Source organism: Pseudanabaenaceae cyanobacterium SKYG29 (assembly GCA_025055675.1).
Lineage (GTDB): Bacteria > Cyanobacteriota > Cyanobacteriia > Pseudanabaenales > Pseudanabaenaceae > M5B4.
The window spans coordinates 17,178-43,176 of the sequence record JANWWT010000005.1; the positions used below are offsets into that span (position 1 = coordinate 17,178).

24 protein-coding genes, 1 tRNA gene and 1 pseudogene are annotated in these 25,999 nt (G+C 48.5%); 14 read left to right on the plus strand and 12 right to left on the minus strand.

The window, feature by feature from the left end; genetic code table 11:
- Positions 1 to 129 precede the first annotated feature (129 nt).
- The 7 genes from pilM (at position 130) to NZM01_08865 (ending at position 8,793) form a co-directional block, all read left to right on the plus strand.
- Positions 130 to 1,245, plus strand: coding sequence for a type IV pilus assembly protein PilM (gene pilM, locus NZM01_08835; GenBank protein MCS6960142.1), 1,116 nt, complete (start codon positions 130 to 132; stop codon positions 1,243 to 1,245).
- On the plus strand, positions 1,246 to 1,971 hold the full coding sequence (locus NZM01_08840) for a PilN domain-containing protein (protein MCS6960143.1): 726 nt from the start codon (positions 1,246 to 1,248) through the stop codon (positions 1,969 to 1,971).
- Positions 1,968 to 2,738: a hypothetical protein gene (locus NZM01_08845; GenBank protein MCS6960144.1), complete on the plus strand. Its 771-nt coding sequence runs from the start codon at positions 1,968 to 1,970 to the stop codon at positions 2,736 to 2,738. The genes NZM01_08840 and NZM01_08845 overlap by 4 nt, the downstream gene beginning before the upstream one ends.
- Positions 2,739 to 2,775: 37 nt before the next feature.
- Positions 2,776 to 4,947 carry a type II and III secretion system protein gene (locus tag NZM01_08850; GenBank protein MCS6960145.1) on the plus strand — a complete coding sequence of 724 codons (2,172 nt, stop codon included), beginning with the start codon at positions 2,776 to 2,778 and terminating at the stop codon, positions 4,945 to 4,947.
- A gap of 59 nt (positions 4,948 to 5,006) precedes the next feature.
- The gene (locus tag NZM01_08855) at positions 5,007 to 6,236 is read left to right on the plus strand and encodes an amino acid permease (GenBank protein MCS6960146.1); all 1,230 of its coding nucleotides are present in this window, start codon (positions 5,007 to 5,009) and stop codon (positions 6,234 to 6,236) included.
- A gap of 428 nt (positions 6,237 to 6,664) precedes the next feature.
- The gene (gene thpR, locus NZM01_08860) at positions 6,665 to 7,255 is read left to right on the plus strand and encodes an RNA 2',3'-cyclic phosphodiesterase (protein MCS6960147.1); all 591 of its coding nucleotides are present in this window, start codon (positions 6,665 to 6,667) and stop codon (positions 7,253 to 7,255) included.
- Between the two features lie 617 nt (positions 7,256 to 7,872).
- Positions 7,873 to 8,793 carry a hypothetical protein gene (locus NZM01_08865; protein ID MCS6960148.1) on the plus strand — a complete coding sequence of 307 codons (921 nt, stop codon included), beginning with the start codon at positions 7,873 to 7,875 and terminating at the stop codon, positions 8,791 to 8,793.
- On the opposite strand, the gene NZM01_08870 is transcribed toward NZM01_08865, so the two are convergent.
- The 10 genes from NZM01_08870 to NZM01_08915 are packed head-to-tail and all read right to left on the minus strand — an operon-like array spanning position 8,790 to position 20,295.
- A complete protein-coding gene (locus NZM01_08870; protein ID MCS6960149.1) occupies positions 8,790 to 9,665 on the minus strand; it encodes an NAD(+) kinase in 876 nt (291 codons plus the stop codon). The two genes, NZM01_08865 and NZM01_08870, sit on opposite strands and share 4 nt — an antisense overlap.
- 4 nt (positions 9,666 to 9,669) lie before the next feature.
- Positions 9,670 to 10,533, minus strand: a complete 864-nt coding sequence (gene prmA, locus NZM01_08875; protein ID MCS6960150.1) for a 50S ribosomal protein L11 methyltransferase — start codon at positions 10,531 to 10,533, stop codon at positions 9,670 to 9,672.
- On the minus strand, positions 10,520 to 10,891 hold the full coding sequence (locus NZM01_08880; GenBank protein MCS6960151.1) for a DUF4346 domain-containing protein: 372 nt from the start codon (positions 10,889 to 10,891) through the stop codon (positions 10,520 to 10,522). The genes prmA and NZM01_08880 overlap by 14 nt, the downstream gene beginning before the upstream one ends.
- Before the next feature lie 24 nt (positions 10,892 to 10,915).
- Entirely contained in the window at positions 10,916 to 14,674 is a 3,759-nt protein-coding gene (locus tag NZM01_08885) for a PAS domain S-box protein (GenBank protein MCS6960152.1), read from the minus strand.
- 3 nt (positions 14,675 to 14,677) lie between these two features.
- Positions 14,678 to 15,805, minus strand: a complete 1,128-nt coding sequence (gene corA / locus NZM01_08890; protein ID MCS6960153.1) for a magnesium/cobalt transporter CorA — start codon at positions 15,803 to 15,805, stop codon at positions 14,678 to 14,680.
- Positions 15,806 to 15,813: 8 nt separating this feature from the next.
- Positions 15,814 to 16,104 carry an Asp-tRNA(Asn)/Glu-tRNA(Gln) amidotransferase subunit GatC gene (gatC, locus tag NZM01_08895; protein ID MCS6960154.1) on the minus strand — a complete coding sequence of 97 codons (291 nt, stop codon included), beginning with the start codon at positions 16,102 to 16,104 and terminating at the stop codon, positions 15,814 to 15,816.
- 51 nt (positions 16,105 to 16,155) lie between these two features.
- A complete protein-coding gene (locus tag NZM01_08900; protein ID MCS6960155.1) occupies positions 16,156 to 17,664 on the minus strand; it encodes a glycosyltransferase family 39 protein in 1,509 nt (502 codons plus the stop codon).
- Complete coding sequence (locus NZM01_08905; protein ID MCS6960156.1) at positions 17,657 to 18,859, minus strand: HAMP domain-containing histidine kinase; 1,203 nt, start codon at positions 18,857 to 18,859, stop codon at positions 17,657 to 17,659. Before NZM01_08905 ends, NZM01_08900 begins: the two co-directional genes overlap by 8 nt.
- On the minus strand, positions 18,860 to 19,822 hold the full coding sequence (locus NZM01_08910) for a paraslipin (GenBank protein MCS6960157.1): 963 nt from the start codon (positions 19,820 to 19,822) through the stop codon (positions 18,860 to 18,862).
- Positions 19,819 to 20,295, minus strand: coding sequence for an NfeD family protein (locus NZM01_08915; GenBank protein ID MCS6960158.1), 477 nt, complete (start codon positions 20,293 to 20,295; stop codon positions 19,819 to 19,821). The genes NZM01_08910 and NZM01_08915 overlap by 4 nt, the downstream gene beginning before the upstream one ends.
- Positions 20,296 to 20,438: 143 nt before the next feature.
- On the opposite strand from NZM01_08915, the gene NZM01_08920 reads away from it, so the two are divergent.
- Both NZM01_08920 and NZM01_08925 read left to right on the plus strand, forming a co-directional pair.
- Positions 20,439 to 20,912, plus strand: coding sequence for a photosystem I reaction center protein subunit XI (locus tag NZM01_08920; protein ID MCS6960159.1), 474 nt, complete (start codon positions 20,439 to 20,441; stop codon positions 20,910 to 20,912).
- A gap of 38 nt (positions 20,913 to 20,950) precedes the next feature.
- Positions 20,951 to 21,067 carry a photosystem I reaction center subunit VIII gene (locus tag NZM01_08925; GenBank protein MCS6960160.1) on the plus strand — a complete coding sequence of 39 codons (117 nt, stop codon included), beginning with the start codon at positions 20,951 to 20,953 and terminating at the stop codon, positions 21,065 to 21,067.
- Here the strand turns inward: NZM01_08925 and NZM01_08930 are convergent.
- Complete coding sequence (locus NZM01_08930; protein ID MCS6960161.1) at positions 21,064 to 21,864, minus strand: hypothetical protein; 801 nt, start codon at positions 21,862 to 21,864, stop codon at positions 21,064 to 21,066. The genes NZM01_08925 and NZM01_08930 overlap by 4 nt on opposite strands.
- Before the next feature lie 21 nt (positions 21,865 to 21,885).
- Here NZM01_08930 and NZM01_08935 point away from each other — a divergent pair.
- A tRNA-Thr gene (locus NZM01_08935) sits at positions 21,886 to 21,957 on the plus strand.
- Between the two features lie 10 nt (positions 21,958 to 21,967).
- On the opposite strand, the gene murA is transcribed toward NZM01_08935, so the two are convergent.
- Positions 21,968 to 23,290 carry a UDP-N-acetylglucosamine 1-carboxyvinyltransferase gene (gene murA, locus NZM01_08940; GenBank protein MCS6960162.1) on the minus strand — a complete coding sequence of 441 codons (1,323 nt, stop codon included), beginning with the start codon at positions 23,288 to 23,290 and terminating at the stop codon, positions 21,968 to 21,970.
- A 26-nt stretch (positions 23,291 to 23,316) separates the two neighbouring features.
- Here murA and NZM01_08945 point away from each other — a divergent pair, with 26 nt between their 5' ends.
- From NZM01_08945 to NZM01_08960, 4 genes and pseudogenes are all read left to right on the plus strand, one after another.
- On the plus strand, positions 23,317 to 24,063 hold the full coding sequence (locus NZM01_08945) for a GUN4 domain-containing protein (protein ID MCS6960163.1): 747 nt from the start codon (positions 23,317 to 23,319) through the stop codon (positions 24,061 to 24,063).
- A complete protein-coding gene (gene rfbA, locus NZM01_08950; protein MCS6960164.1) occupies positions 24,060 to 24,947 on the plus strand; it encodes a glucose-1-phosphate thymidylyltransferase RfbA in 888 nt (295 codons plus the stop codon). Before NZM01_08945 ends, rfbA begins: the two co-directional genes overlap by 4 nt.
- 67 nt (positions 24,948 to 25,014) lie before the next feature.
- On the plus strand, positions 25,015 to 25,428 hold the full coding sequence (locus NZM01_08955) for a hypothetical protein (protein ID MCS6960165.1): 414 nt from the start codon (positions 25,015 to 25,017) through the stop codon (positions 25,426 to 25,428).
- Between the two features lie 249 nt (positions 25,429 to 25,677).
- Positions 25,678 to 25,992 (plus strand): annotated as a pseudogene (locus tag NZM01_08960) (FHA domain-containing protein).
- Positions 25,993 to 25,999: the final 7 nt, after the last annotated feature.

A 25,999-nucleotide genomic window follows, 5' to 3' on the forward strand; every position in this document is an offset into this window, starting at 1 on the left:
ACTGATTAAAACAGACAGTTTCCGTCATAAATATATTCCAGCGCCAGGGTATAAAGAGAGAAGGAATTTGTATTGACAATATCCCCTAGCAGTCTATAATCCACCTCAGACGCACTGTTGTGGGGCTGTATGACTTTTCTAACAAGCCTATTTTCTGGGGGGACAAAAGGAATTGGGGTTGACATAAATCCCGATCGGGTCAGCTTGGTGGAACTGCAGAAAAGGGGACAATCTGCCTACAAGATTGCCAGATATGCCAGCGAGCAGCTGCCGGAAGGGGTGGTAGAAGAAGGGCGGATCAACGACCCCATTCAGCTGGGGGAAATTATCAGGCGTTTACATCAGGAAAACCGGTTTAAGTCCACTAAAGTAGCCACATCCATCCCAGGGCGGGAGACCGTGAGCCGTTTGATCAAGGTTCCCTCCGAGCTGCAGGGGGACGAGTTGAGGGAAGTTGTCCTCAACCAAGAAGCTAGTTTATATCTTCCCTTTCCCAGGGAGGATGCTGACGTGGACTACGTTGAACTGGGGGTACAACTAGATGACGATGGCATTGAACGCCGCGAAATTCTAATGGTCGCCACCCCCAAGGAGGTTACGGATACCTATATGCAGGCGATTCAAGTTGCCCAGCTCAACCTCGATGTCCTAGAAGTCAGTAGCTTTGCTCTCCTGCGTGCCTTCAGAGAAGAACTCAAAAAATATTCCTCCGTTGCTGAGGCAGTAGCAGTTGTCGATATTGAGTACGAGTCCACGGAGATCACAATTGTAGTAGACGGTGTGCCCCAGTTCTCCCGCACCGTAGGCATCGGTACGTCACAAATTCAAAATGCCCAGTTGCGATCGATGAATTTGCCCCCCATTCGCAATACAGAACTAGACCGCATTGAACAGATGACGGTTCCCCTACAAACTATGGATACAGCAGGGCTAGGAGGAGGGACTGGTACTCCAGGGGAAGCGGCGGTATTACGGGTCCTCAGTGACCTAGCAGACGAATTGCGGCGTTCCATTGATTTCTACACTAGCCAAACTGTGGGGTCAGACGTGGTACAGCTCCTTGTGTCGGGTCCAGGGGCAGCGATCGAGCAGCTAGATGAATTCTTCAGCCAGCGTTTAGGTATTACTGCCAGTCAGGTTGACCCCCTGACGGCACTATCTGTTACTCCTGACCAGAACTACTCTAGGGGTGTGCGGATGAGTATGGCAATTGTGTTGGGATTAGGACTGAGGGAGGTGGCGTAGATGTACACGATCGATATTAACTTTCTCAAAGACCGTCAGGTGGCAGAAGGAGCGGGGGAAGCCGCTCCCATAGCGGATGTCAACTGGTTGATTGGGGGTGGAGCAGTAGCAGTGATTTTAATTGCCAGTACTGGTATCTACTACTTTTTCCTCAGTAGGCAGCGGGAAAACCTACAGCAACAGGTAGCCACCCTGACTAGGAAAGAAGAAGAATTAGACAAACAGATAGCTGACCTAAAGGCTAAGGAGGCAGAGATAGCCGCTATTGATCAGCAAACCCAACAATTGGTAGCCTTGTTTGTTGGAGATATACCCGCCTCTGCCATTTTGCAGGACCTTCGGGAGCGGACACCCGTCAATGTTAAAATAGAGAACTTTCAGCAACTGGACAGAAAGATCACTATAGAGGGGGAAGTAGCTGCCAACTCACCCAAGGACAGTGCCTTTGACCAAGTCAATGATTTTATGCTCAAGCTGCAGGAATCCCCATTTGTAGCAGCCAATGGGGTAGAGCTGAAATCTGCGAAACTCAGTCCCCCTAAGAAAGATGTGGAGGTAGATATAGCCAAGTACCGTATAGAACTGACCCTCACTCCTAGGACTACGCTAGAGCTAGAAGGGGCATTACAAAAAGTACGCTCCGACGGTGCCTTGGCACGCATTGCTACCCTACGGCAGAAAGGCATAAGTGTTAGTTCACAGCAAGAAGGAGAAGCGAAACAATGACAGCCACAATGGAGGAAGAATTACAGCCAGGGGGTGGCGTTACTCTCTTCGGTGTTACCCTAGGCGGTCGTGTGCTTGGTATTGCGCTGGGAGTAATAGGCGTAGTGGGGGCAGGGTTCATTATTCTGCAGTTTATTAGCCCACTCCTGGCTGAGATTGATGCGGCTAGGTTGCAAATTAGGCAAAAGGAGGAATCTATCCGCGGTAAGGAGCAGGAAATAGCCCAGAAGCGGGATATTCCCCAGAAAGTGGAGGAAGCGAAACAAAGAAAAGAGGCAGTGTTGTCCTTACTGCCTTCCCCCGAAACCCTAGACACACTGATCCTAGACATCAACGCACGTTTAGCGGAGTTGGGTGAGCCCTTGATTGTGTCACCAGTAGCAAATATATCCGGTAGTGCCCTGAGGGGTCGCCTAGATGACTTTACCCCTGGTGCAGCGGCAGAGGCAACAGCTGAGCGTCCCTTCCGCACACGAGATTATAAAATTACCATTTCTGCTACCTATCAGGATACCTTGGAGTTCATGCGTAAGTTAGAACAACTCCGCCCCTTGCTTGTTGTCAAGGATGTGCGCCTTAAACCATCCAAGATACAGATTGATGCCGAGAATTTAACTCCCGAGCAAAAAAATTATATTGCTGCTACCTTACCACCCCTAATTACGACGGAGTTTAATCTGATAGCATATATACCGTTATCTCCCGAAGAGTTGGCCCAACTCACAGCGCAAGCTAGTCCCCAAGGCGGGGCAGCTCCACCCAAGTAGTCAGTAGTTTATGGTTAGACAGGATGAGGAGTGTGTGATGAACAGAAAATGCATTTGGTGGTTGATGTTATTGTTGCTGTATGCCCCAATAACAAGAGCGGAACAGGAGAGCAGGCAGGCAGCAGTTAAGCCTTTGTTCCGACCTAAGGTTACAATTCAAGAGAGGAATATAGCCCAGGGCGGGGGAGCACAACCAACAGCGCCTGCTAGTCCTCAAGGAGTGCCCCCAACTACGCCAGTACAGCCCCAGGTACCAGGAAGAGTGCAAGGGACTATACCACCTTTTCAACGGCGACCTGTGCCAGCCCCGATCGGGGACATTTCTGTGAGCACCACTACTCTTAAGCCTGACATTGTGGATTTGGGGACAAAAGAGAGAGTACCCCGTCTGTCTCTACGGGAAGCACCTGTACGGGAGGTATTAGCAGTAGTAGCAAGGGTAGCAGGGTTAAATGTGGCATTTGCTGATGATGTTACAGGAGGGGGACAACAACAGGGTGCGACAGGTCAGCAAGCAGCGACAGGAGTGAATGCGCGCATTTCCCTGGACGTGGAGAACGAGTCGGCTCAGGATGTGTTCAACAACATTCTAAGACTGACTAATTTGGATGCCAATCGGGTGGGTCGGACAATTTTTGTGGCAGCACGACTGCCGGTAAATTTGAAGAACATAGTTCACCGTACCTATCGGCTCAATCAGATTAGTGTTGGTGAAGCTTCTGCTTTCCTAGCAGGCTTGGGAGCGGAAAGGGTAGTCAACAGACAGCGTCCTATTCCTGGTGCGCAGGCAGCGCAAATTGGCGCGGGTGGTCAAACTGTTACTAATATTCCGACAGAATCGATTCCTGTTTTGGAGAGTGTACAGGGAACTCCTAGCTCCATTCTGCCCTTGAAGGGTTTACAGGTTGTAGCTGATGAACGCTCAAACTCTCTTACCTTGGTTGGTACACCGAGCTTGGTGGAATATGCGGCTGCTCAGTTGGCTCGGATTGATACCCGTCGTCGACAGGTAGCTGTGAATGTCAAGATTGTGGATGTTTCTCTGTCTGGTGACCAGCAGAGTGGCAGTAGTTTTTCCTTTGGCATAAACGATAGTTTCTTTACTGTCAACGATGGGGTGGCAGTACTGAACTTTGGGCAGCTCAATCCAGCTAATAACAGTGGTAATACGGCAGCTGGCAATTTCTCCCGCCCTGTAGTTAGAAATCCTGTAGGAGGAAGTCCTCTATTTACTGATCCCAATAATCTGTCTTTCTCTCGTGACCCTGTAACAGGTGCTTTTATTCCTGACAATGCTTCTCCCTTCAGCCCTGGAGATAATCCCCTTGCTCCAGCTGTACGTGCAGGTACAGGTGCACCTGGCAACAATAATACCTATCTTCTGAATCCAGGAGGACAAATTAATGCCAACATTCCTACCCTACGTCCTGAGTTCAGAACTGGTCCCTATGCTAACACACCCTTCTTGCTTGATCCCACTACGGGTGAACCCGTTCTGGCAACACGTGGTAATGCTCCCGTAACGTTTGATCCCAGTAGTTTGACTTTGCCCTCCATCTTCCAGTACCCAAGGCAGTTTTTGGCAAGGCTAAACGCTACAATTGCTACTGGTAATGCTAAGTTACTCAGTGACCCGACTCTATTGGTTCAGGAAGGTCAACAGGCGCAAGTAGACTTAGGTAATGAGGTGATTACTCTCAATGCTGATGGTAGTGGAGTCACTAAGGATACGGCAGGTTTGCGTCTTTCTGTGAGAGTTGATCGGGTGGATGAAAATGGTTTCATAAACATGGCGGTCTTGCCTCAGGTCAGTGTGTTGGGTCAGAGAAGACCAGTTACTATTAGGAGAAGAGGACAAGGACAAGACCGTGGCGGTGAAGATGTCTTTGTTGGTGAGATTGATCTCTTGTCCAAGAGGGCTTTGGATTCGGGACCAATTCGTCTGCGAGATGGACAGTCGCTTATTCTCTCGGGTGTAATTCAAGATCAGGATAGGGAGTCTGTCAGTAAAGTTCCCTTCTTGGGAGATTTGCCGATCGTTGGTGCTCTCTTCCGCAATACCAGGACTGAGAAGACTAGGAGTGAGGTTATTATTGTAGTCACGCCTCAGATTATTGACGACAGCGATCGGGCTACCTGGGGATATACCTACCAGCCAGGACCTGAGGTACAGCGAGTTCTTGATAAAAATAACGTACCTTTCCGCTAATCTATTTTGCATTTAACTGTGATGACCCCCGATCGGGGGTTTTTTGTTTAGGGGGGGAGATGGAGTTATTAAAGCGGCAGATTGGGCTATGGGGGGCAGTGTGGTTGGGGTTGGGGTCGATTCTGGGCACAGGGGTGTTTGTGAGCATTGCAGTGGCTACGCAGGTTGCTGGCAAGGGGGTATTGGTGGGAATTTTGCTGGCAAGTTTAATAGCTATTTGTAATGGCTTAAATTCTGCGCAGTTGGCGGCTAGTCATCCTATCAGTGGCGGCACCTACGAATATGGCTATCGCTATCTACACCCCTGGTGTGGTTTCATAGCGGGTTGGTTGTTTTTATTAGCCAAATCAGCTTCGGCAGCAACGGCGGCTTTAGGTGTGTCAGCTTATCTCGCTAGGTTGGGAGTTAATGTCGACCCTAGATGGCTGGGGTTGATAGCAGTAGCGCTGATGACAGGTGTTGTGTTTCTGGGGGTGAAACGATCGGGCTTGATCAACACCGTAATTGTCTCGATGACATTGTTGGCTTTGTTGTGCTTTATTGCTCTAGGTTTTGGGACTACTGCCCCCCAGTCAAACATTTTTAATGGGGAATTAATGTCAACTATGGAAGCTACAGCGCTAATGTTTGTCGCCTACGCAGGTTATGCCCGTATCACTACTTTAGGGGAAGAGGTGGTAAATCCCCGTAGGACTATTCCCTGGGCAGTGGGGCTAACGATTGCTATTACATCTCTGCTCTACCTGGGGGTGGGAATAGTAGGAATAAAGGGAGGAATTAGCCAAGTTTTGCCCAGCAATGCCCCCCTGGCAGATTTGTTAAATTTATGGGGCTATAGTCTAGCCAGTAAGTTGGTCATTATGGGGGCAATTTCAGCGCTATTGGGAGTGTTGCTGAACTTAATCTTGGGGTTGTCGCGGATAGTATTGGCAATGGCACGGCGAGGGGATTTACCTGGGTTTCTGGCGCAATTGAACAGGGAGCAGACTACCCCCCCCTGGGCAGTAGTAACTGTAGGCACAGCGATTGCTCTTTTGACCCTAATTGGCAATGTGAAAACTACCTGGTCTTTTAGTGCCTTCCATGTGTTGAACTACTACGCCATTACCAATCTCTGTGCTTGGCAGTTAAACCCCAGGGAACGTATGTTTCCCCGTTGGCTGGCAGGGGTGGGACTACTTGCCTGTGCAATCTTAGCCTTCTTTGTCGATCGGCAGGTATGGTTGACAGGGTTGGGGTTACTGAGCGGTCTCTCCCTGGTCTATGGGTTGACACGTAGGATAGAATAGGGATGAGCCTTATACTAATCCCAGTCACGATCGTTTGCTTTAAGATAGCATCCTTAATCAGTTGCTTTTTGAGTTTTTGCCGAAGATAGGTCACTGTGAAATCTTTGCCCAAACGACAGAAGAGATGGGACGATCGGGCTTTATCAAGCTAAACAAAAATAGAAAACTCTCCCACCCTATCAACAGTATTAGACATATTGCTGTATTTTGTTGCCTTGGGAAAGGTGATTATGTTTGTGTCAATATTCAAGCTTTACCAAAAGCAATCTCAACAAATACTGGGTTTCAACAAGTAGGGAATAGGTCTCGGAATCAATACTTGGCGAATTGCAGAAGATGCCTTAGCATAACCCTTACAGACCTCATTGTCTCTCAAGCTATGTTCAACCCTTTCTTTAACTATCGCTCAACACTATTGAGTCTCTGACATGTCCAACTTACCAGGGAGTAAAAAGCAGCTTGCAGCTCCATCAGAGCAACAAATTAGAGCATTTTTAGCCATTCCCCCCGATCGCTATGCTAAAGCTTTTCTCACTGACTATCAACAACAGCTGATGGGGATGAGATGGAGCCAAGGTGTGCGTTGGGTGAAGCCAGAACAGTTTCATTTAACAGTCCGTTTTCTTGGTGATCTGTCCCTTTTGCAGATACAAGAATTAGTTAATTTCATCAGTCAGCAGTCATTCTCTGGTCATTTGTCGTTAACCTTGACAGAACCAAGTCTCTTTCCTGCCCAAAGACCCCATACGATTGTCGCCAGAGTACCCACCACTCCAGAGTTAGGGGAACTAGTTGACAGGGTAGAAAAATGTGCCCAGTCAGTGGGTGTAGCAGCAGAAAGAAGGAAGTTTCGGGGTCATATCACCCTGGGGCGCTTGAAAGATGCTAGGCAGGGACAACCAGTGCTAAACTGTACTCCCAGTCAATCCTTCTGGACAGCTACTCATCTAGTTCTCTATCAAAGTAACCTCACACCCCAGGGCGCAATTTACCAACAGTTAGCTTCTTGGTCTTTTTAGCATAGGCTTGCTCCCCTGCACAAATTACACAAATTAGTTAAGATGTAAAGCCTCGATCGTTTTGGGAGAATATTCCCTGGTTACTAAGTTAATGTGGGACTACAATCCTTGGGGTACAGAGAGCCTGGGACTTGTGAACAGAGTTTACCCAGGGCATTGGTTAGACAGGTTAACTCGCCTTTGGGTAGCAGCAGGTATACAGAGCGGCAAGGAGTTATTGGTGCTGGGCGGAAACTCCGAATACAGTTCCAGGGATGTAAAGAAGCTAGTTTAATTCTCAAAGCCGGACGTGCTAGGTTTGCCTCCAACAGCACTGATGAAGATCAAGAAGAAGGACTACCCCTACAGTTTCACAGGTCGCCGTGCTAGCCTAACATTATTGATTGCTGCTCATCTGTCTCTGATTGTGGTTTCCTTGATAGCTGCGGTCAGGGGGGAGAACAAGAGCTAGATTGTAATCCTTGGGACGGCGATAGCAGGGGGCAGATTGCGGTGGCTGTGATGGTGGGAATCTTGACTGTGGTGGCTGTGATGCGGGTAGCACCCCCCTAGCGTTTTCCGACAAGTTGTGCTATCTTCTGGCGCAGTGGTGGTTTAGTCAAAAGGGAGTAATAGGGATGGATGCTAATAGTATCCTCGGATACCGAGAGATGTATGAGGAGCATTGCGACGAAATTATGGATGAACTGTTTACGGATGTAGAACAGTCTCTTCGCCTCCATCGAGAACGCCGCCGCCCTGAACCCCAGCCCTCTACCGAGGAACCGCTAGTAGTTAGTCTGGTCAAGGTTGATGTAGCAAATACCCAAGTGCCCATCCTGGCAGAGGTAGTGCCCTCCTGGGTTGACCCTACTCCGCCAATTGTTATCCCTCCTGTTGCTCCCCCCCCTGCTAGTAGTGGTGTTGACAAATTTTTCCTGGGCACAGCCCTGGCTTCTATGCTCATCGGTGCGGCGGTAGTGCTAGGGCACTATTTTGTTGTGCAACGATCGTTGGTGCAAGAACCCACACCTACCCCTGTAGCTACAGAGAGTAAAACTCCCGACCGCAAAACCGTTGAATTTGCCAGTGAGATTAAAACAGCTTTTCAAACTGCTACTCCTGCTCAACTGAGTCCTGCCAATAGTTCGGCTCCTTCTGCTTCTGCACCCCCTGCCCCAGAGGCTCCCGCTCCTACACCCCCTCAAACTGTTGTGCAGTATGTGCCTGTGTACTCCCCCCCGCCGGTAGACCCCCCTAGCTACCGCGAGCCTGCCCCTGAACCTGTGTATACGAAACCTGCGACTACAGCAAAAGCCCCTGCCGTGGAACCACTGCCTGCTCCTCCCAGTTCCTCCACTACTCTATCGGGGACTTTTATGTTGGAACCCAACGATCGTTCCTATGTCCTGGTTGAGACTGATGGTGCCGTCCAGTCTGTGCCTGTTGGCGGCGTGGTAGGTTCGACGGGTTGGCGGCTGAAAACGGTTGACCAAAATACTGCCATTCTGGAAAAGGACGGACAGACCCGATCGGTAGCAGTTGGGCAAAAATTCTAGGGCTTGATGCGGGCACCCCGCCACAGTAGTTTTTCCTGCAGGGAGCGAAAATAGGAGTAGTCTTCAGCGAGGATAATAAACTGGGTGAGGGCATCGGCACGGCTAATTTCTACCTGCTGTCCCTGACCAATTGGGGTTGCCAGCACTCCATCCGCCCAGAGTTTCAAATCGGTATCGGGTTTGGTGGGAGAAATGTGCACAACTAGGCGAGGGGGCAGAACAATAGAGCGGCTAGATAGGCTCATAGGGCAAATGGGCGTGATGATAATTGCCTCCATCCCAGGGTGGAGAATTGGCCCGCTTGCTGCTACTGTGTAGGAAGTGGAGCCAGTGGGAGTTGCCACAATCAACCCGTCTCCGTGGTGTTGGTCTACCAGTTCCCCGTCAATAAATACGTCGAGAAAAGCAGTCACCATCCGATCGGGAGCGGCGGGCTTAATGCACATCTCATTCAGACAGTAGAAGACTTTGTCATTGCCCGTGACTCTGGCTTGCAACATCATGCGCCGATCGATGGCAAATTGATCCCCTAGCAACCGATCCCATACCCCTTGGGAATCCTGGAGTTGTTCCGCCCCATGGGTGAGAAAGCCCAGGTGTCCGCCGATATTTACTGCCAAAATGGGAACTCCCAAGGGTGCCAAATGCCGCGCTGCCCCCAGGGCTGCCCCGTCTCCCCCCAGCACGATCGCTAAGTCAATATCATCATGGAAAGAAGCAACAAACACAGGATAGGGATTGTCGTTACTGCCACTGGGACCCATGAGGACATGACAACCCCGCTCTGATAACTCTTTATTGCAGCGTTCTGCCCACTCTAACGCCAGAGAATGACCCGATCGGTAGGCAATAATGACATTTTTTAGTTCCACACCCTCACCTTTCCGCCAGTAAACATGCCCACTTTTCTGCTGTCCTTACCTCCTTGACTCGCCAGCCCGCTAATTCTAGCTCCGTGACCAACACCTCCGTCTGTTCCCCCAAAATCCCACTGTAGACAGCCCAATTTCCTAGTTTAGCCAACTGGGGCAACATCTGCCGTATCGGTTCCAACAGAATATTGCACACTACCCCCGCCACGGTCTCTGTCACAGTATCCTCTATTTTCTCTCCCACTACTAACCGCTCCTCAGGCAACTGATTCAACTGCCAATTGTGGATAGTCGCCTGGATTGCCAAGGGGTCAATATCAATCCCATAAACACGCTCTGCCCCCAACAAATAAGCAGCAACACTCAAAATACCCGACCCACACCCCACATCCACAATCGCTCCTGTTTGCCTAGACACCAATTCTTCTAGGGCTGCCAAGCACATTCTGGTAGTGGGATGTTCTCCTGACCCAAAAGCACTACCAGGATCAAGGCGCAGGATCAGCCGATCGGTCTTCTCTGGTACAGGCAGCCAGGCAGGATAAATTAGCAGGGAGCGCCCCACCGCTTGGGGTTGCCAATGTTGTTTCCAGGCATTACTCCAATCCTCCTCCGGGAGGATCTGCCAGCTAACCTGACAACTAGCCTGCTCTGCACACACAGCCAGGGCAAAATCCTGCAAATCCTCCTCCCCTAAGGTCAGAGCTGGTATATAGCCCCTCACCTGCAACCGATCCCCTTCCCTGCTTGTCACCGCTCCCTGACAGCCCAACTCCTGCAACTGCCAGATTGCCATCTCCTCTGCCGACTCGTCGAACAACTGGGGCTTAATGGTTATAGTAATCTGCCACCAATCAATCCTGGACATACTCCGTGTTATGGTAGAGCGCCCATTCCGCCTTCTGTAACTCCCGCCCCAGGTAAGCACTATGGCTGAATTGACTGACAGGCACAGGCTCCGTTTTCTCGAAAATCTCCACACAAACTTGCTTAGCAGTTTTACCCCGGAAAACCCGTGTTGGTATACGACCTGTTCTGCCCTTGGCGGGAATTACCTCCCCTGTCTCTGGGTTCACTGCTAATCCCTGTTCGTTAATAACGTTAGTGTAATGCTCTGCCACGATGAGCTGGTCCACCCGATCGACATAGATGATAAAATAGCCGGCTGGGTCTAGGTGCAAATCCCGTTTCGATAACTCCTCATCAATTGCGCGGTAATCCGTCATAGGTTAGCCAAAATACAGTGCCCTCTATTTTAGAGTAGCCCTACGCAATGCCTCCCCTAGGGACTCGATCGTAATTGGTTTACTCAAATAATCGTCCATCCCCGCTGCCAAGCAGGTCTCCCGATCCCCCCGCATCGCATTAGCCGTTATCGCAATAATGTAGGGTTGATGGCGGCACTCCTGGCGAATCCGTTGCGTAGCAGTGAGACCATCCATCTCTGGCATTTGCACATCCATGAGAACTATATCATAGTCCTGCTGCTGCAGACGGTGAAGAGCTTCAGTACCGTTCTTAGCAATAGTAGGGTTGTAGCCCAGGCGCTGCAGCATTTTCTGTGCCACTTTCTGGTTGACAGGGTTATCCTCCACAATCAATACCCGCAAGGGGGACAGGGGCTGGCAGACAATAGGACTAGGGGAAGGGGATATAGCAATAGACATGAAGATTTGCTCCAGTAAGTATCTACAGGCTTGGGGTTTGAGGGGTTTAAGCAAACTGTATCCCTGCGGTTGGTGCAAGGGTGGTTGCAAAACTACGATCGGGATAGTCCCTGGGGAACCAGACTGCCAAACTTCCCCCTGTAATAGTTGTTCATCGACAAACACTACGTCACAATTCTGGTAAGGTATGGTATCCTCCGTTACCACAGTCATACCCCAACTGGTCAGCCACTTAGTCAACACCCCCCTCAGGTCAGGGTTGGGAACTACAACAGCTGCCCGTTTCTGTATGGGTAAGGGGGCAGGCAAGGGCGATGGCTGGTTGCTGGGGATGGCTATATAGAAACTACAGCCCTGGGCTAAACTATGGCGATACTGCCAATCGGGGGGGGGATAGCCCCCAGTGCTCTCATTACTTTCCCCCCAGATGTACCCCTCCATCAACTCCACCAATAACTTACTAATTGCTAAGCCTAAACCCGTACCACCATAATCCCTGGTTGTAGAAGCATTTAGTTGACTGAAGGGTTGAAATAAATCACCCCACTGATCGGGGTCAATGCCGATCCCCGTGTCTGTCACTGTAATCAACCAGAAATTCTGCCACCTATCTAGGGTCACCACAATTTGCCCTGCCGAGCAAAACTTGATAGCATTGCTGACCAAATTTAGCACCACCTGTCGCAAGCGGCTCGCATCCCCCACTACCGTGGTATCTACATCTAGGAGGCGGTCATAAATTAGTTCCAATTTTTTGCTATAGACAAGAGAACCCATCAGCGTCAACACCGCCTCGATCGTTTCTGCCAAGTCAAAGGGCTGTCTTTCCAGGGTCAGTTGTCCCGCCTCAATCTTGGAAAAGTCCAAAATATCGTTCAAAATGCTCAGTAGAGTTTTACTACTTTCCAGAATAATGCTAGTCAACTCCGCCTGTTGGGGATTTAAGTCCGTTTCCCGCAGCACCTCTGCCATCCCAATTACCCCATTAAGGGGCGTACGGATTTCATGACTCATCATAGCGAGGAAAGCACTCTTGCTGCGATTGGCAACCTGGGCTAATTCACTCTGCAATTGCGCCTCCCGTAACAACTCCGCCTGGGCAATGGCAATCCCCACCTGGTGGGCAACCGTTTCTAATAACTCAATGTCATCCTTGTACCACAGATAACTCTTGGTAAAAGAACAGAGGAGAATCAAACCATTGCATTCATTCTGATAGCAAGTGCGCACCACCGCCAATTCCGAGGGACAATCTAAGTTTAAGATGGCAGGGGGAATGAGACTGACTGTATCTGTTGCTAACAAGCTCGGTGGCAGTAGGGAAATATCTATATCAGCCAAGCGATCGTCACAGGTATAAATTGTCAAGGGCAACTGCACGATCGCACAACTTTGGTGAAAAACTTTGCCTAATTCTTGTACTGTGCGCTGTAAAACACTTTGAATATCCAAACTACTGCGGATTTCCTTGTTAATTTCCTCCAGCATCAACGCCCGTTGGTACTGCCGTCGCAGAGACTCCTCCATCCGTTTGCGGCGGTTAATGTCACTGTGGGCACCCACCATGCGTACTGGCTTTCCCTGCCTATCCCGCTCTACCACCTTCCCTTTGGCAAATACCCACTGGTACTGACCATCGGCCCGCCGCAGCCGAAATTCCCCTTCATACTGGGGTGAAGACCCCGTTAAGTGTTCCTCTAGTTGTTGCAGGACTGCCTCCCGATCATCGGGGTGGAGCATTTGCCGCCAGCTATCTACATGGGGTATCCACGCAGAACGACTGTAGCCCATCATCTCCAGCCATCGATCGCTACAGTAGAACTCCCCACTGGGAATATGCCAATCCCATAAACCATCCGTCGTTGCTTCCACTGCCAGGCGTAAATCCTCCCTAGAACGGATCAAATCCGCTTCCGTTTCTTTAGTTTCTGTGATGTCCCGTGAAACCATGATTACTTCTATAGGCACACCAGTGTCTGGATAGCGCTTTACCCGCGCCGTTGTCTCCATCCATAGATAGGAACCATCCCGCCGCCAGAAGCGGTAGATAAACCGCTGACTATCCAATTCTCCTAGAAACACCTGATAGGCCAGATTGACTCTGGCCACATCTTCAGGATGAATATAGTCAAACCACACCCGATGGTACAATTCCTCAGGCGTATAACCCCAAATCTCCTGGCAAGCAGGGGAAACATACTCAAAGCGTCCCTCCCCATTGCAGCGGGCAATCACATCCGTCGCATATTCTGCCAACAAACGATACCGTTCTTCACTAGCTCGAAGAGCGGCTGCTGCCTGATACCGATCGGTAATATCCCGACAGATGCAAATAATATCTTCTTCCCCTGTGGATAAAGAAACTTCAATGTAGCGATCGTTGTACAAAAACTCACCCTGCCATCTGCCTGTCTGTCTCAACTCCACTTCCACAGGAGCACGGCGGTAGTGACCATAAAGAGACCACCAATCGGTTTCGATCAACTGTTGTTCATTTTTTTGCACAAGTTGACAAAAGCTGGGATTGACATAGATAAACTGCCCTCTATCATTCAAAATGGCGATCCCTTCTGCCGCAATCTCTAAAGCAGAGAGTTTGCGTTTGTCTTTCCTTTCCCTGGTAACTCGCTCCGTAATGTCACTGATGCGCCCCAAGGTGCCAATGTTATGCCCTGCTTCATCAAACAAAGGAGTGGTCACCACAATCGCCCAAACATCCGTGCCATCTTTAGCCAGAAAACGGAAATACCGCTGTGCCTCCTCCTGGTGACCATTTTTTTCCGAGACTACGAGAAATTCATTCAGATTGCGCCCCTCCATCGTGCCAGGGGAATAGCCCAGCAGGTGGGATAGCTTAGAATTGACAAACAGCAAAGTCAGGTCCAAATCCACTAGAAAGACTCCCTCGGCTGAGGTATCGGTGATGTATTCATACCAACCCGTGGAAAGCTGTGGACGAGCTACTCCCTCTAAAAATTTGAGTACCTGTTCCAGCATCACTACCCCCCGTAACTCTGTTGTGCCCTCCTCCACCACAGCTAAACAATCTACCCGATAACACCGCATTAACCTTAATACTTCCCAAATATTGACGAAATCCTTCACTTTTAGGGGAGGAATTGTCACCAAAATATCCCGCAGCAGTAAATTGCCCCTCCCCTCCTGGTGCAGAAATTGTAGGGTCTTAGCGCTGACAGCAAACCACTGCCCCCCCCACTCAACAATCACTGTAGATGCCCCTGCCCCCTGCAGTTGAGTCAAAGCTGTGGATATAGCTGTGTAGGCATCGCTGACAATGCCAGAGGTGTCCAGTAACTGCTCAAGGGGAACTGTCTGCAGCATAACTCACTTTGTGTCAGCTAACCAACCCCGTCGCCAAAAGAAAAAGACCAAACCCCCTCCCAGGGTGAGCATAATGCCCCAGCAGAGGAAATAGCCATATCGCCACTTCAATTCTGGCATATACTCAAAGTTCATGCCATATATCCCAACAATGAAAGTAAGGGGAATGAAGATGGTGGAGATCACAGTGAGAACCCGCATGACTTCATTGGTGCGATTGCCCAGGGAAGATAAATAAATATCCATCAAGTTAGCAGCTAATTCCCTATAGGTCTCCAGCATATCTAGTAATTGCACTACACTATCATAACAACTTTGTAAATGCACTCTAGTGGATTTGCTAATTAACGGATGCCCAATACGGGCTAGAGTGTTTAAGGCTTCCCTTTGCGGCCACAGCGATCGTCTAAGATGCAATAACTCTCGTTTGATACTATGAATGCGTTGGAGATGAACACGATCGGGACTGGTTAAGATTTCTGCTTGCAATTCCTCCATCTGTTCACCATAGTCTTCTAGGATAGGGAAGTACCCCTCCAAGATGGAATCGACCAAGGCATAAAAGAGATAGTCTGCTCCCTGGTGACGAATTTTGCCTTTGTTTTGCTGAAGGCGTTGCCGAATCGGTGTAAAGGTATCAAACTCAGGTTCTTCCTGGAAAGTGAGCAGATAATTTTTGCCCAATACAAAGCTAACTTGTTCTGTGATAAATCCTCTAGTCTTTCTACTAGGATAAACCATGTGAGTAACGAAGAGGAGTTGATTTTCTTCGTATTCTTCTAGCTTAGGACGCTGGGGAGTATTTACTACTGATTCTAACAACAGGGGATGCAACTGAAAAGTTTCACCAATGCGGCGCAAAATGACCTCAGAACCAAGTCCTATTACATCAAACCAGGTAACAAATATACCGTTGAGATAGCTAGTTGCCTCCTCTGGGGTGGTTAGTTTTTTACTTTGAAAATGGCTAGGACTATACTCAATTGCCCAAATACTCGGTATAACGGCATCTGCAGGAATGACTAACGTGCCGGGTAGTTCCCCGGGCTCGTGGTGCGCATAGGGTTCTAAGTAGTTTTCGCCACAGTCATCTATTTGCTGCCTATCAGAAACCCACTCCTGTCTGTTCATCTTTCATCCTAGTTAAGGATTTGCGGCACACGGAAAAAAGTGTCTTCCCTAGCAGGAGCACAGTTGAGGAGGGCTTCTGTATCTATTGTTTGTCTAACCTCATCTGCTCTAGGCACAATTGCCCCCTCGATCGCTCTGGTCGTCGGTGCTACACCTTCTAGTTCAGGGTCAAGTTGGTTTAGTTGTTCCACATACTGCAGGATGTCATTTAGTTGTTTGGCAAAGATTTCTACCTCTGCTTCTGACAACTGCAGGCGGGCTAAATTGGCTACATGTTCGACTTGGGCACGATCAATCATAGGTCAACTTTGTTGGCAACACTACAATCTCTTATCATACATGAGCAAGTCTTAGTACAGTAACTCATAACTTAAAGAAGTTTGCTTAAGGAGAGAGAGCAGTTGCTCTGACGGGCGGAATACGAACAGAGTAGCAGTATTGTTTGGTGTGGCTAACAGAGGATTGAGGGAGGGATTATCTTTTGCTACTAAAAACAAGGCTATGTCTTGCTTGAGTCCAACACTCATACCAATTAAATCCCCTGTGTTAGTGAAGTCATTGCCCAAGTCACTAATTAAGATTGGTCTTTCAGCTTGATTTACTGTTTTAATGATACGGGCATTGTTATAGCTCAAATCCTTGTTCCACCAGGTTTCCGCATTGGCACTAACCATAACAGAAGCTAAACTAGTGCATAGTAGAAGAGTATAACTACAGATACCGATCGTTTTTCGCTTTTGCCACCAAAAGGCTATCAAATGGGCAACTAATATCTGCACAAACGGAAAACACCCGATTAAATAGCGAGTAACTGCCGATCGTTTTCCCCCCAAAGTTAAATCAGCAGTAGCTAGCAACAGGAAAGGTACAAAGGCAGAACAGATGAGAAAAGAGTGAATGGGTCGGGGTGTCTTTTTAACTACTAGTAGGATAGCCACTAGGATAGCAATGAGGAAAGGTAGTCTTAATATGTAAGTTAGAGGATGATCAAATCCCAAATCTAAGTCGAAAAACATACAAGTAAAACTTAGAATCCACAGTTTGACTAGGTAGAGAGGACTAACATCGATCGTTGCCCAGTCAGTAGTAGCGAAAACTCTAGACAAATTAGATAACATCACAGCAATCCAGGGGATGTAGATAACTAATCCAGCAATACTGGATAACGAAAAGGCAATAAAGCGATTGGTGCGTACCAGTAAAATAAACAGACCGAAGGCAATCAAACTAAGGGCAAAAAACGGATGGATGTAAAACCCAAGGGCAACTGCTAGAGCAAATGATAACCAATGTGGCCATTTTCCTGTCTGCCATCCTTTAGTTAAAAAATAAGCACTAATAATGGTAGCTAATGTCAAAGCACTGTACTGCCTAGCAGTTTGCGCAAACAGAATGTCTACAGGGGACAAAGCTAAAAGACTAGCAGATAATAACCCAACTAAATGATTGCCCTGGGCGAGAGAAAGGGAGAGATAGTAAATAGCTGGTAAAGAAATAACACTGAGAACGGCTGGTAGCAGACGTAGGACAAAGACGGAATTACCAAACCATCCCATCCAATAGCGAGTCAGGAGGAAATATAGGGGCGGATGCTGCGGGTCTTCTCTAGCTAAGGATGCCACAGTGTCAAGGGCTGTACTCTTAGGTTTGAGATCAAGAAATTGACGCAACTCCAGCACGCTGATAAATCTGTTAGTAAATAACTGTCTATCTATCTCTTCCCTAGTAAATCCCCCTGCCCTAAATATGGTGTAAACTTCATCGTGCCAGTAAATTTTCCGATCGAGATGATAAAAGCGAAAAAGAATGCCTAAAACGATCGTGGCAATTAACAGAATCCTGACAACGAGATTAAACATGGTAGGGCAGCGTCACGATAAATTTTGTGCCTTCTCCTAGTTTACTATCCACTTTGATTTTACCGCGATGACATTCCACAATTGCCTGCACGATCGCTAATCCTAATCCCCAGCCCTCGCTTTGCTCCCCCCGATAAAAACGCTGGAAAATATAACGGGTATCAGTTATCCCCTTGCCGCTGTCTTTAACAATAATCTGAGCTTGATGGTTGTGGGGAATGAGAGCTATTTCTACCTTGCCCCCCGTTGGTGTAAATTTAATGGCGTTGCTAAGCAAATTAGTTAACAACTGGCAGAGTTGGTCAGGATAACCTGTAATTTCTACCTTGGTTTCTATACCCCTCACCTCCAAGTTAACTCCCCTAGTGATAGCAACTAATTGTTGTTCTTCTAACACATCTTGCAAAATTGCTGTGAGATTACATTTAATCGGTTTATCACGAATAGCTTGCCAATCGTTTCTTGCCAAGAATAACAAATCCTCCAACAACTTGCCCATCCGTTTAGTTAGTCTTTCAATTACTTCTAAATAGGGCTTGGGATTATCTTGTAGGAGGGCGACCTGCGTATTAGTTTGGATCACAGCCAAAGGATTTCGCAACTCGTGGGATACATCGGCAGTAAATTGCTTCAATTGCTGATAGGAATCCTGGATAGGCTGCATCGCAATTCCTGATAACCACCAGCCACAAATACCCACTACTATCACTGTCACCAGCACACCTAAACATAACTCTAGGGATAACTTCCGAATTGGCTGACTGACTTCAAACCAGGGATGACTGATGCGCAAATAACCCAGGAGTTGCTGATTAACGACGATCGACTTTGTCAACTGTCTTAACGGCTCACCCTTGGGGGGATAAATAGTCACAAAATGCTCTGACTCCCCCAAAGGAATCGTAGGGGCTTGTACAAAGGTACTCCACTCTAAGTTCCCCTCCTTATCAAACCATTCTAGGTCAATGTGATCCGCTTCTAGGTTGGGTACAGTCTTGAAGACTAGCTGAATTTCTGCTCCACTGCCTTCCCAAGATCGGGCTAAAACTTCTGCCACATGGGTAATTGTGTCATCTACACGGTCAATTAATGTCTGGCGTACATAGAGGAAAAATACCAGGGCAAAACATAGTAAAAGCACTCCCGTAACCAAACTATACCAGAGTGCTAAACGCAAGCGGATTGTCTGAAACATTTAAGCTTCTATGTCTGTTTCCGCGCTAAGAATTGATTTGATACCTTCCAAAGCAGCAGGAATTGCTTTAGGGTCAAGAAATATGACTTTACTACTACTACTAGAACCGATCGTTGTCCCCATCTGCATATAATTCAATGCCAAGATGTATTGCAAAGCAGACTCAGCAGAAATAGTGTTGTGGGAAGCCTCCTGAATAATTCTAATTGCTTCTGCTGTACCCTGGGATTGCAAAATTCGTTCCTGTCTTTCCGCTTCTGCTCGTAAAATACGGGACTGCTGTTGTGCCTCCGCCGCTAGAATTGTTGCTTTTTTGTTTGCTTCCGCTTCCAATAATTGCGCATCCGCTTTACCTCTAGCAATATTAATAGCCGATTCCCTTTCCCCCTCCGAGGTTAAAATTGCTGCCCGTTTCTTCCGTTCAGCTGTCATCTGTAATTCCATGGAATCCTGCACCGCCCTGGCAGGCAAAATGTCTCTTAATTCTACCCTTGTTACTTTCACACCCCAGGGGTCAGTGGCTTCATCCAAATCCCGTAACAATACCTCATTCACCTTCGCCCGTGCCGTAAATGTTTGGTCTAATTCTAAATTGCCAATCTCATTTCTAATCTGTGTCCGCACCAAGTTGATCATGGCTTCTACTAAATTTTCCACCTTGTAATGGGCTTTCACCATGTCTACAATCCGCCAATACACCACCGCGTCCACTGTCACCCGCACATTGTCCCTGGTAATACATTCCTGGGGCGGAATATCCAGCACCTGTTCTTTAATGGAACGCCGACAAACAATCGAGTCTACCACTGGGACAACAAAATTTAGCCCTGGCTGTAATTTGCGCTTGTAGCGACCAAAAGTAGCAACTAGGGCCTCTTCTCCCTGCTGAATCACCCTGACGGATCTCATCAGAGTAATCACAGCCACCACAGTAACAATCACAAGGGGCTGCAGTGGATTCATAACTCCTCCTGGCTATCTGGGTTTGGTAGTAATTCTAAGCTTTGTAGGTAGTTTTCAGGCAACACAATTAACTTTGTCCCCTGGCGTTTAATCACTTGCACCCGCACATTCTCACCAATAGACAGGCTGGGGTCAGCACACACCGCCCGCCAAGATACACCCTCATACTTAACTCTGCCTTCTTCCCCTGCAGGTATTTCTGTTGTCGTCACACCTACAGAACTGTCTTGTAAAATTGGCGAATCCTTGGGCAGCCAACGGCGGGAGTACCAGATAAAGATAGAAGAGAATACCAACCATAGTGCCCCCTGCCATGCTAAGGGAAGCGGGATAAACCAGACGATCAAGCCAATAATAATTGCCCCTACGCCAAGCGCCTCTGCTACAAATAGGGTGGGCAGCGGGGTGAAAAATTCTACACCCACAAGGCAAGCTCCTAGAATTAACCACACCTGCGCTGGGGTAAGTGCCATTGCCCTTGCTCTATGCTTAATTTTTATTCTAGTCCTACTCCTGGGACTTTGTGAACTTTCTTAACAAATCGCAGAGAAACCGATCGGAATTATTCACCTTAAATTTACAATAGCCCGTAGTCATTTAGGAACAGTCTATAGATATGGCGCTTGATTTTGTCAAACCCTATAATGATGACCCTCAATTGGGGCATTTATCTACGCCCATCAGTGATTCTCCCCTGGTGCGGGCTTACATTGGCAATTTGCCTGCCTACCGCCCTGGTCTATCTCCTCTGCTCAGGGGTTTGGAAATTGGTATGGCCCACGGCTACTTCCTCGTTGGTCCAGAAGTGGTGGTCGGTCCCCTGCGGGACTACGCCCCTGCGGCTAACTTGGGTGGTCTGGTGACCGCGATCGTGCTTGTTCTGCTGGGTACAGCTTGTTTGGCTGCCTATGGTATTGTCACTTTCCAAAATGGCAGACGGGATGAAAAAGCTGTCCTCAAATCTTCGGAGGATTGGACGCAATTTGCCGGCGGTTTCTTCTTAGGTGGGTCTGGTAGTGCCTTTGTGGCTTACTTCCTGCTGGAGAATTTCGCTGGTGTCGATGCCATCCTGCGCGGTTTAGTTAACTAAATTCCCTGCAAACCTAGAAAGAAAGGATTGGAAAAAACATGACCGGAACTTACGCTGCTTCTTTTCTGCCCTGGATTTTAATTCCTGTAGTTATGTGGTTACTCCCTGTAGTAACTATGGCGATTATGTTCCTCTACATTGAACAAGAGGGTTAATTTTTGTGGGGGGGATTGAATTTAATTTCCCCCTCTGCATCTATTTCTATGGGTACCCCCAACTCCTGTAATTTAGCCACCGCTACTTTCCTTGTCTTTAAGTCAGGGGCATTTTGCAACACCAAAAACCAGCCCATACGCTGCAGACTTTTGCGGTTGTATCGCTGCTGGAGGAATTCAATACGCTTGGCGAAAATACTCCGTAACTCTGCTTGCTGTTCTCGTAGTGAAGGGGGAAATGTAGCTCGATCGAGGGCTTCTATAGCTTTACGGTAGGATTTTTGTGCTCTTTTGTTATCCCCCAGGAACAGAAATTCTTCTATCCCCTTTTGATTCCAGACAATGTAAGTCAGGTAGAACTGTTCGGGTTGCAGTTGTGTCAGAGCTGACTCCAACAGCTGGACTGTGACTTCCGGCTCACCCCCATGGATACTGATACTGGAAACCAAGTAGGAGTAACTGGCAAACATATAGGGCTTGCGGGCAGTGATGATGCGGAAATACTCCTTGCTCAAGCCGTAACCTGTTTGGTGTGCATCCCGCGCTACGTCGTCGCCATAATATTGCAAAAAGGATAGAAAGTACCAGTCAGCAATGATGTTATTGAAGCCAAAGCCGCCAGGGGGCAGTTTCTGCATGGCTTTGAGGTTGCGATACTCCCTTTCTATCCATACCCGATCGCTTTCTGGGGTCTGACCCAGGGTAATACGACTGAGGTTTTGCCGCTGGAGGTTTACTGTCACTGTCCCCCCAATCGTTACTACCAGCAGGGGTATTAGCCAGCCTAGTCTCTTCATGTGCTATATTTTAACTCTGTTGCCGGTGTAGCACAGCGGTAGTGCAGCCGATTCGTAATCGGCAGGTCATGGGTTCGAATCCCATCATCGGCTTAGCTCTATTTTAGACACGGTAGAGGGTTGCTCCCAAACCCCTTAGTTTCTCTTCAATGCGATCGTAGCCCCGATCGAGGTGGTGCAAGCCCCGCAGTTGAGTCTCCCCTTCTGCCGCCAGTCCTGCTAGTACCAGGGCTGCTGATGCTCGCAAATCCGTTGCCATGACCGGTGCCCCTGACAAACTTTTCACCCCCGTAACAATGGCAACATTCCCCTTAGTGCGGATATTTGCCCCCATGCGACAGAGTTCCGCCACATGTTGCAATCTATTTTCAAATACTGTTTCGGTAATAACACTGTTACCTTCACTGATAGTCAAAAGAGCCATCAACTGCGCTTGCATATCTGTGGGAAAGCCAGGGAAAGGAGAGGTTTCAACTTCCACGCCCCGGTATTTGCCCCCCCTGCCCTGTACGCGTATTAAATTGGCACCCTCGATCGTTACCGTCACGCCAATCTCCCTTAACTTGGCAATCAATGCCCCTAAATGCTCAGGAATGACAGGACTAAGGGTAATCTCCGATCGAGTAATCGCCCCCGCAATCATGTAGGTACCGGCTTCAATCCGATCGGGGATGACCGTGTATTCGCCGCCGTGGAGTTGGGGTACACCAACAATGACAATAGTTTTTGACCCCGCCCCGTAAATCTTTGCTCCTAGGGTGCGACAGAAATTGGCTAGGTCTACCACTTCCGGTTCCTGGGCCGCATTTTGGATAACCGTTTCTCCTTCTGCCAGCGTGGCTGCCATCATAATTGTTTCCGTTGCCCCCACACTGGGGTAGTCCAAGTATATCTTGGCTCCCTGTAAACGTCCCCTGGGGGAGGAGGCGTGCACAATACCATGACTAATTTCCACCTCTGCACCCATTGCCTGCAACCCCTTGACGTGTAGATCCACTGGGCGTGCGCCGATAGCACAACCACCCGGCAGAGGAATCTGGGCTATGCCCAAACGGGACAGGAGGGGGCCAATAATAAAAAAACTCGCCCGCATCTGGCTGACCAGTTCGTAGGGAGCTTGGGCACTGCTTAAACAGGAGGTGTCAAGGTGAATCCGCCCGTCCTCCCGTTGCACTCTTACCCCCAGGGAAACCAAAATTTCCTCCATGCGCTGCACATCGACTAGACAGGGGAGATTAGCGATCGTACAACCCTCGCTGGACAACAGCGCACCTGCCATCAACGCCAGCGCCGAATTCTTGGCTCCGCTGATGGGGACGTGACCAGCTAGCTTTGCCGTGCCAACAATATGCAAGACAGCCTCTTGCTTTTCCGTAGCGATCGGGTGAGAGGGGGGCGATAAAATAGCGATAGGACTTTCCTCCACAGGCAAGATGAACTAAATTTTAACGGATGACCACTCCTAACCAACCACAAAAATCCGATGCCGTTCTGGGGGGGAATAGTCCTGCCCAGGCCGCTGTTATGGGGGGTATCCAGGGGATCAAGATCGCCCTTGTCCATGCCCAAGCTTTTCCCCAACAACAGGAATTACTGCGATCGGCTCTCCAGTATGGTCAGGAGGGTATCGCAATTATTATGCAATATTTGTGCCATTCTGACAAAAATTTACGAAACTTTGCCTATGAACTGTTGCGGGAACGGCAGGAATCTCATGTTAAGCAGGCTTTAGCCCTATTTACCGCCAGTGGCATCTATTACCGCGACCTGCAACAGCTACTACGGCGGCAACAGTGGGAAGCAGCTAATTTCTGGACGCAACAAACTGTAGGGGAACTCTGTCATGCCCCGCAACGAGTGACTAAGTCCCATATCCTCAATCTGCCCTGTGGGGATTTGCTGTTGATCGACCGCCTATGGCGGGAAGCTAGTCACGATCGGTTTGGGTTTACCGTACAAGCGCGGATTTGGCAGCAGTGCACTCAGTTACTATGGGACCAAAATCGTGCCCTATCCTTGTTCGGCGATCGGGTAGGGTGGCGGGTGCATAATCTTCTGTTTAACACCTATCATTGGAAGCGGTACGAAGAACTCAATTTTTCTCTGCGGGCACCACGGGGGCATTTACCTTGGATCAACGGCATTTTTTTGGTAAAAGCAATTAACGATCGGTTACTAGCTTGTCAAGGGAAAGCATGAAAGGAATTATCCTAGCAGGGGGTTCAGGTACGCGGCTCTATCCGATTACCCAGGTAATTAGCAAGCAGTTAATGCCTGTTTATGATAAGCCAATGATTTACTACCCCCTTTCAGTTTTGATGTTAGCGGGAATTAGGGAAATTCTGATCATTTCTACCCCTAAAGACTTGCCTCTGTTTCGAGAATTATTGGGGGATGGAAGTCAGTGGGGATTGCAATTTAGCTATGTGGAACAGCCCCGTCCCGAAGGCTTGGCCCAGGCTTTTATTTTAGGGGAAGAATTTATTAACGGGGAGCCAGTTTGTTTAATTCTGGGGGACAACATTTTCTACGGTCATGGCTTGACAGAAATTCTGCGGTCTGCCGCTAAGTTACAATCAGGTGGCTTGGTGTTTGGCTATCAGGTCAACGACCCGCAACGCTATGGTGTAATTGAATTTGATAGCGAGGGTAGAGCCATTAGTTTAGAAGAGAAGCCCACTCAGCCCAAGTCCCGCTATGCTGTCCCTGGCATTTATTTCTATGACCACCATGTGGTGGAGTATGCCAAGCAGCTAAAACCATCCCACCGTAACGAATTAGAAATTACCGACTTGAATTTAATTTATCTGCGCCAGGGCAAACTAAGAGTAGAAATTTTAGGTAGAGGTTACGCCTGGTTAGATACAGGTACCCATGCCTCCCTCCATCAAGCAGCTAACTTTGTGCAGACCTTAGAAGAAAGACAGGGATTAAAATTAGCTTGCATTGAAGAAATTGCCTACCGCTTAGGTTATATTACTGCTGACCAACTCAAGGCATTAGCTCTCCCCCTCGCCAAAAGTTCCTACGGTCAGTATTTGTTGCAAATCTTACAGGACAAACATTTCCATTTGTATCAGTAGTCGCAACAATTATCAACATATTTCCCGATCGATTCTGTCTAAAATTTAAGATAAGGGAGGTGAAGTTATGGCTAGCAAAGAGGAAGTTAAAGAATATTTAGCCTACTGGATGCAGTTGGGACGCTCTTTGGTAATTGGTGAGCGCAAAGTAAAACTCGATCGGGTAATTGCTGGTGACCACTACACCACAAGGTTTGAGGAGATTTGGCAGGAAGGGCAGGCACACCCTGAGTCCACCTGTCTGGAGGGGTCAAACCTCAACCTGCAGCAACTACTAGCAGCTAATTATGAGCTATTGCCATGTCCCCGCTGTGATTTACCATTACCTAGCCTTGGGTTGGGACCCCGATCGGCACAGGCCTGTCCCTGCGACGACCTCAAGGTCTGGCCCAATTTAGACACAGTCCCACCCCACCCCCCCATAAGTATAACCAGTCAACTCCGGGCGCTACAGGAGCGATTGGCTAATCCTCCCGATTGAGCACAGACCAGTAGCCTTGGTAACTCCCCAAGTTAGGTCGATCTTTTTGTGGAGGTGACAAAGTATATCAATTTTGGGACTATTCCCGCTATGATTAGATTGGTGTGCAATCGGAAAGTTTTGCTGATGGAAAACTTAAATCAAGAAGAGTTCGCTGTGGAAGAGCACCTCGAAGAGGAGGAGCTAGAAATAGAGGAGCCTATCGAGGCAGAGGAGGAAAAACCTGCTCCCCGCAAAGGCACTCCCCATCTCATCCACCTGCAGACTAACGCTAGAATTGACATACCAACAGATATGCCAGTAATACATATTGGCAAGCCTAACAGCCTTATTCCTCCTGACATTGATGTATCAGGTTTTCCTGACTCCGATATTGTGTCAAGGGTACATGCTGACCTGCGCATTGAAGGGGATGCTTTCTTCTTTGAAGACACGGGCAGTTCTAATGGTACCTACATCAATAATGTGCCTCTGCCGCCCGGTAATCGCCACCGTCTGCGTGATGGGGATAGAATTTCTCTAGGTAAGGGAGACAAGGTTACATTTCAGTTTTACAGCAGTTAAAAGTAGG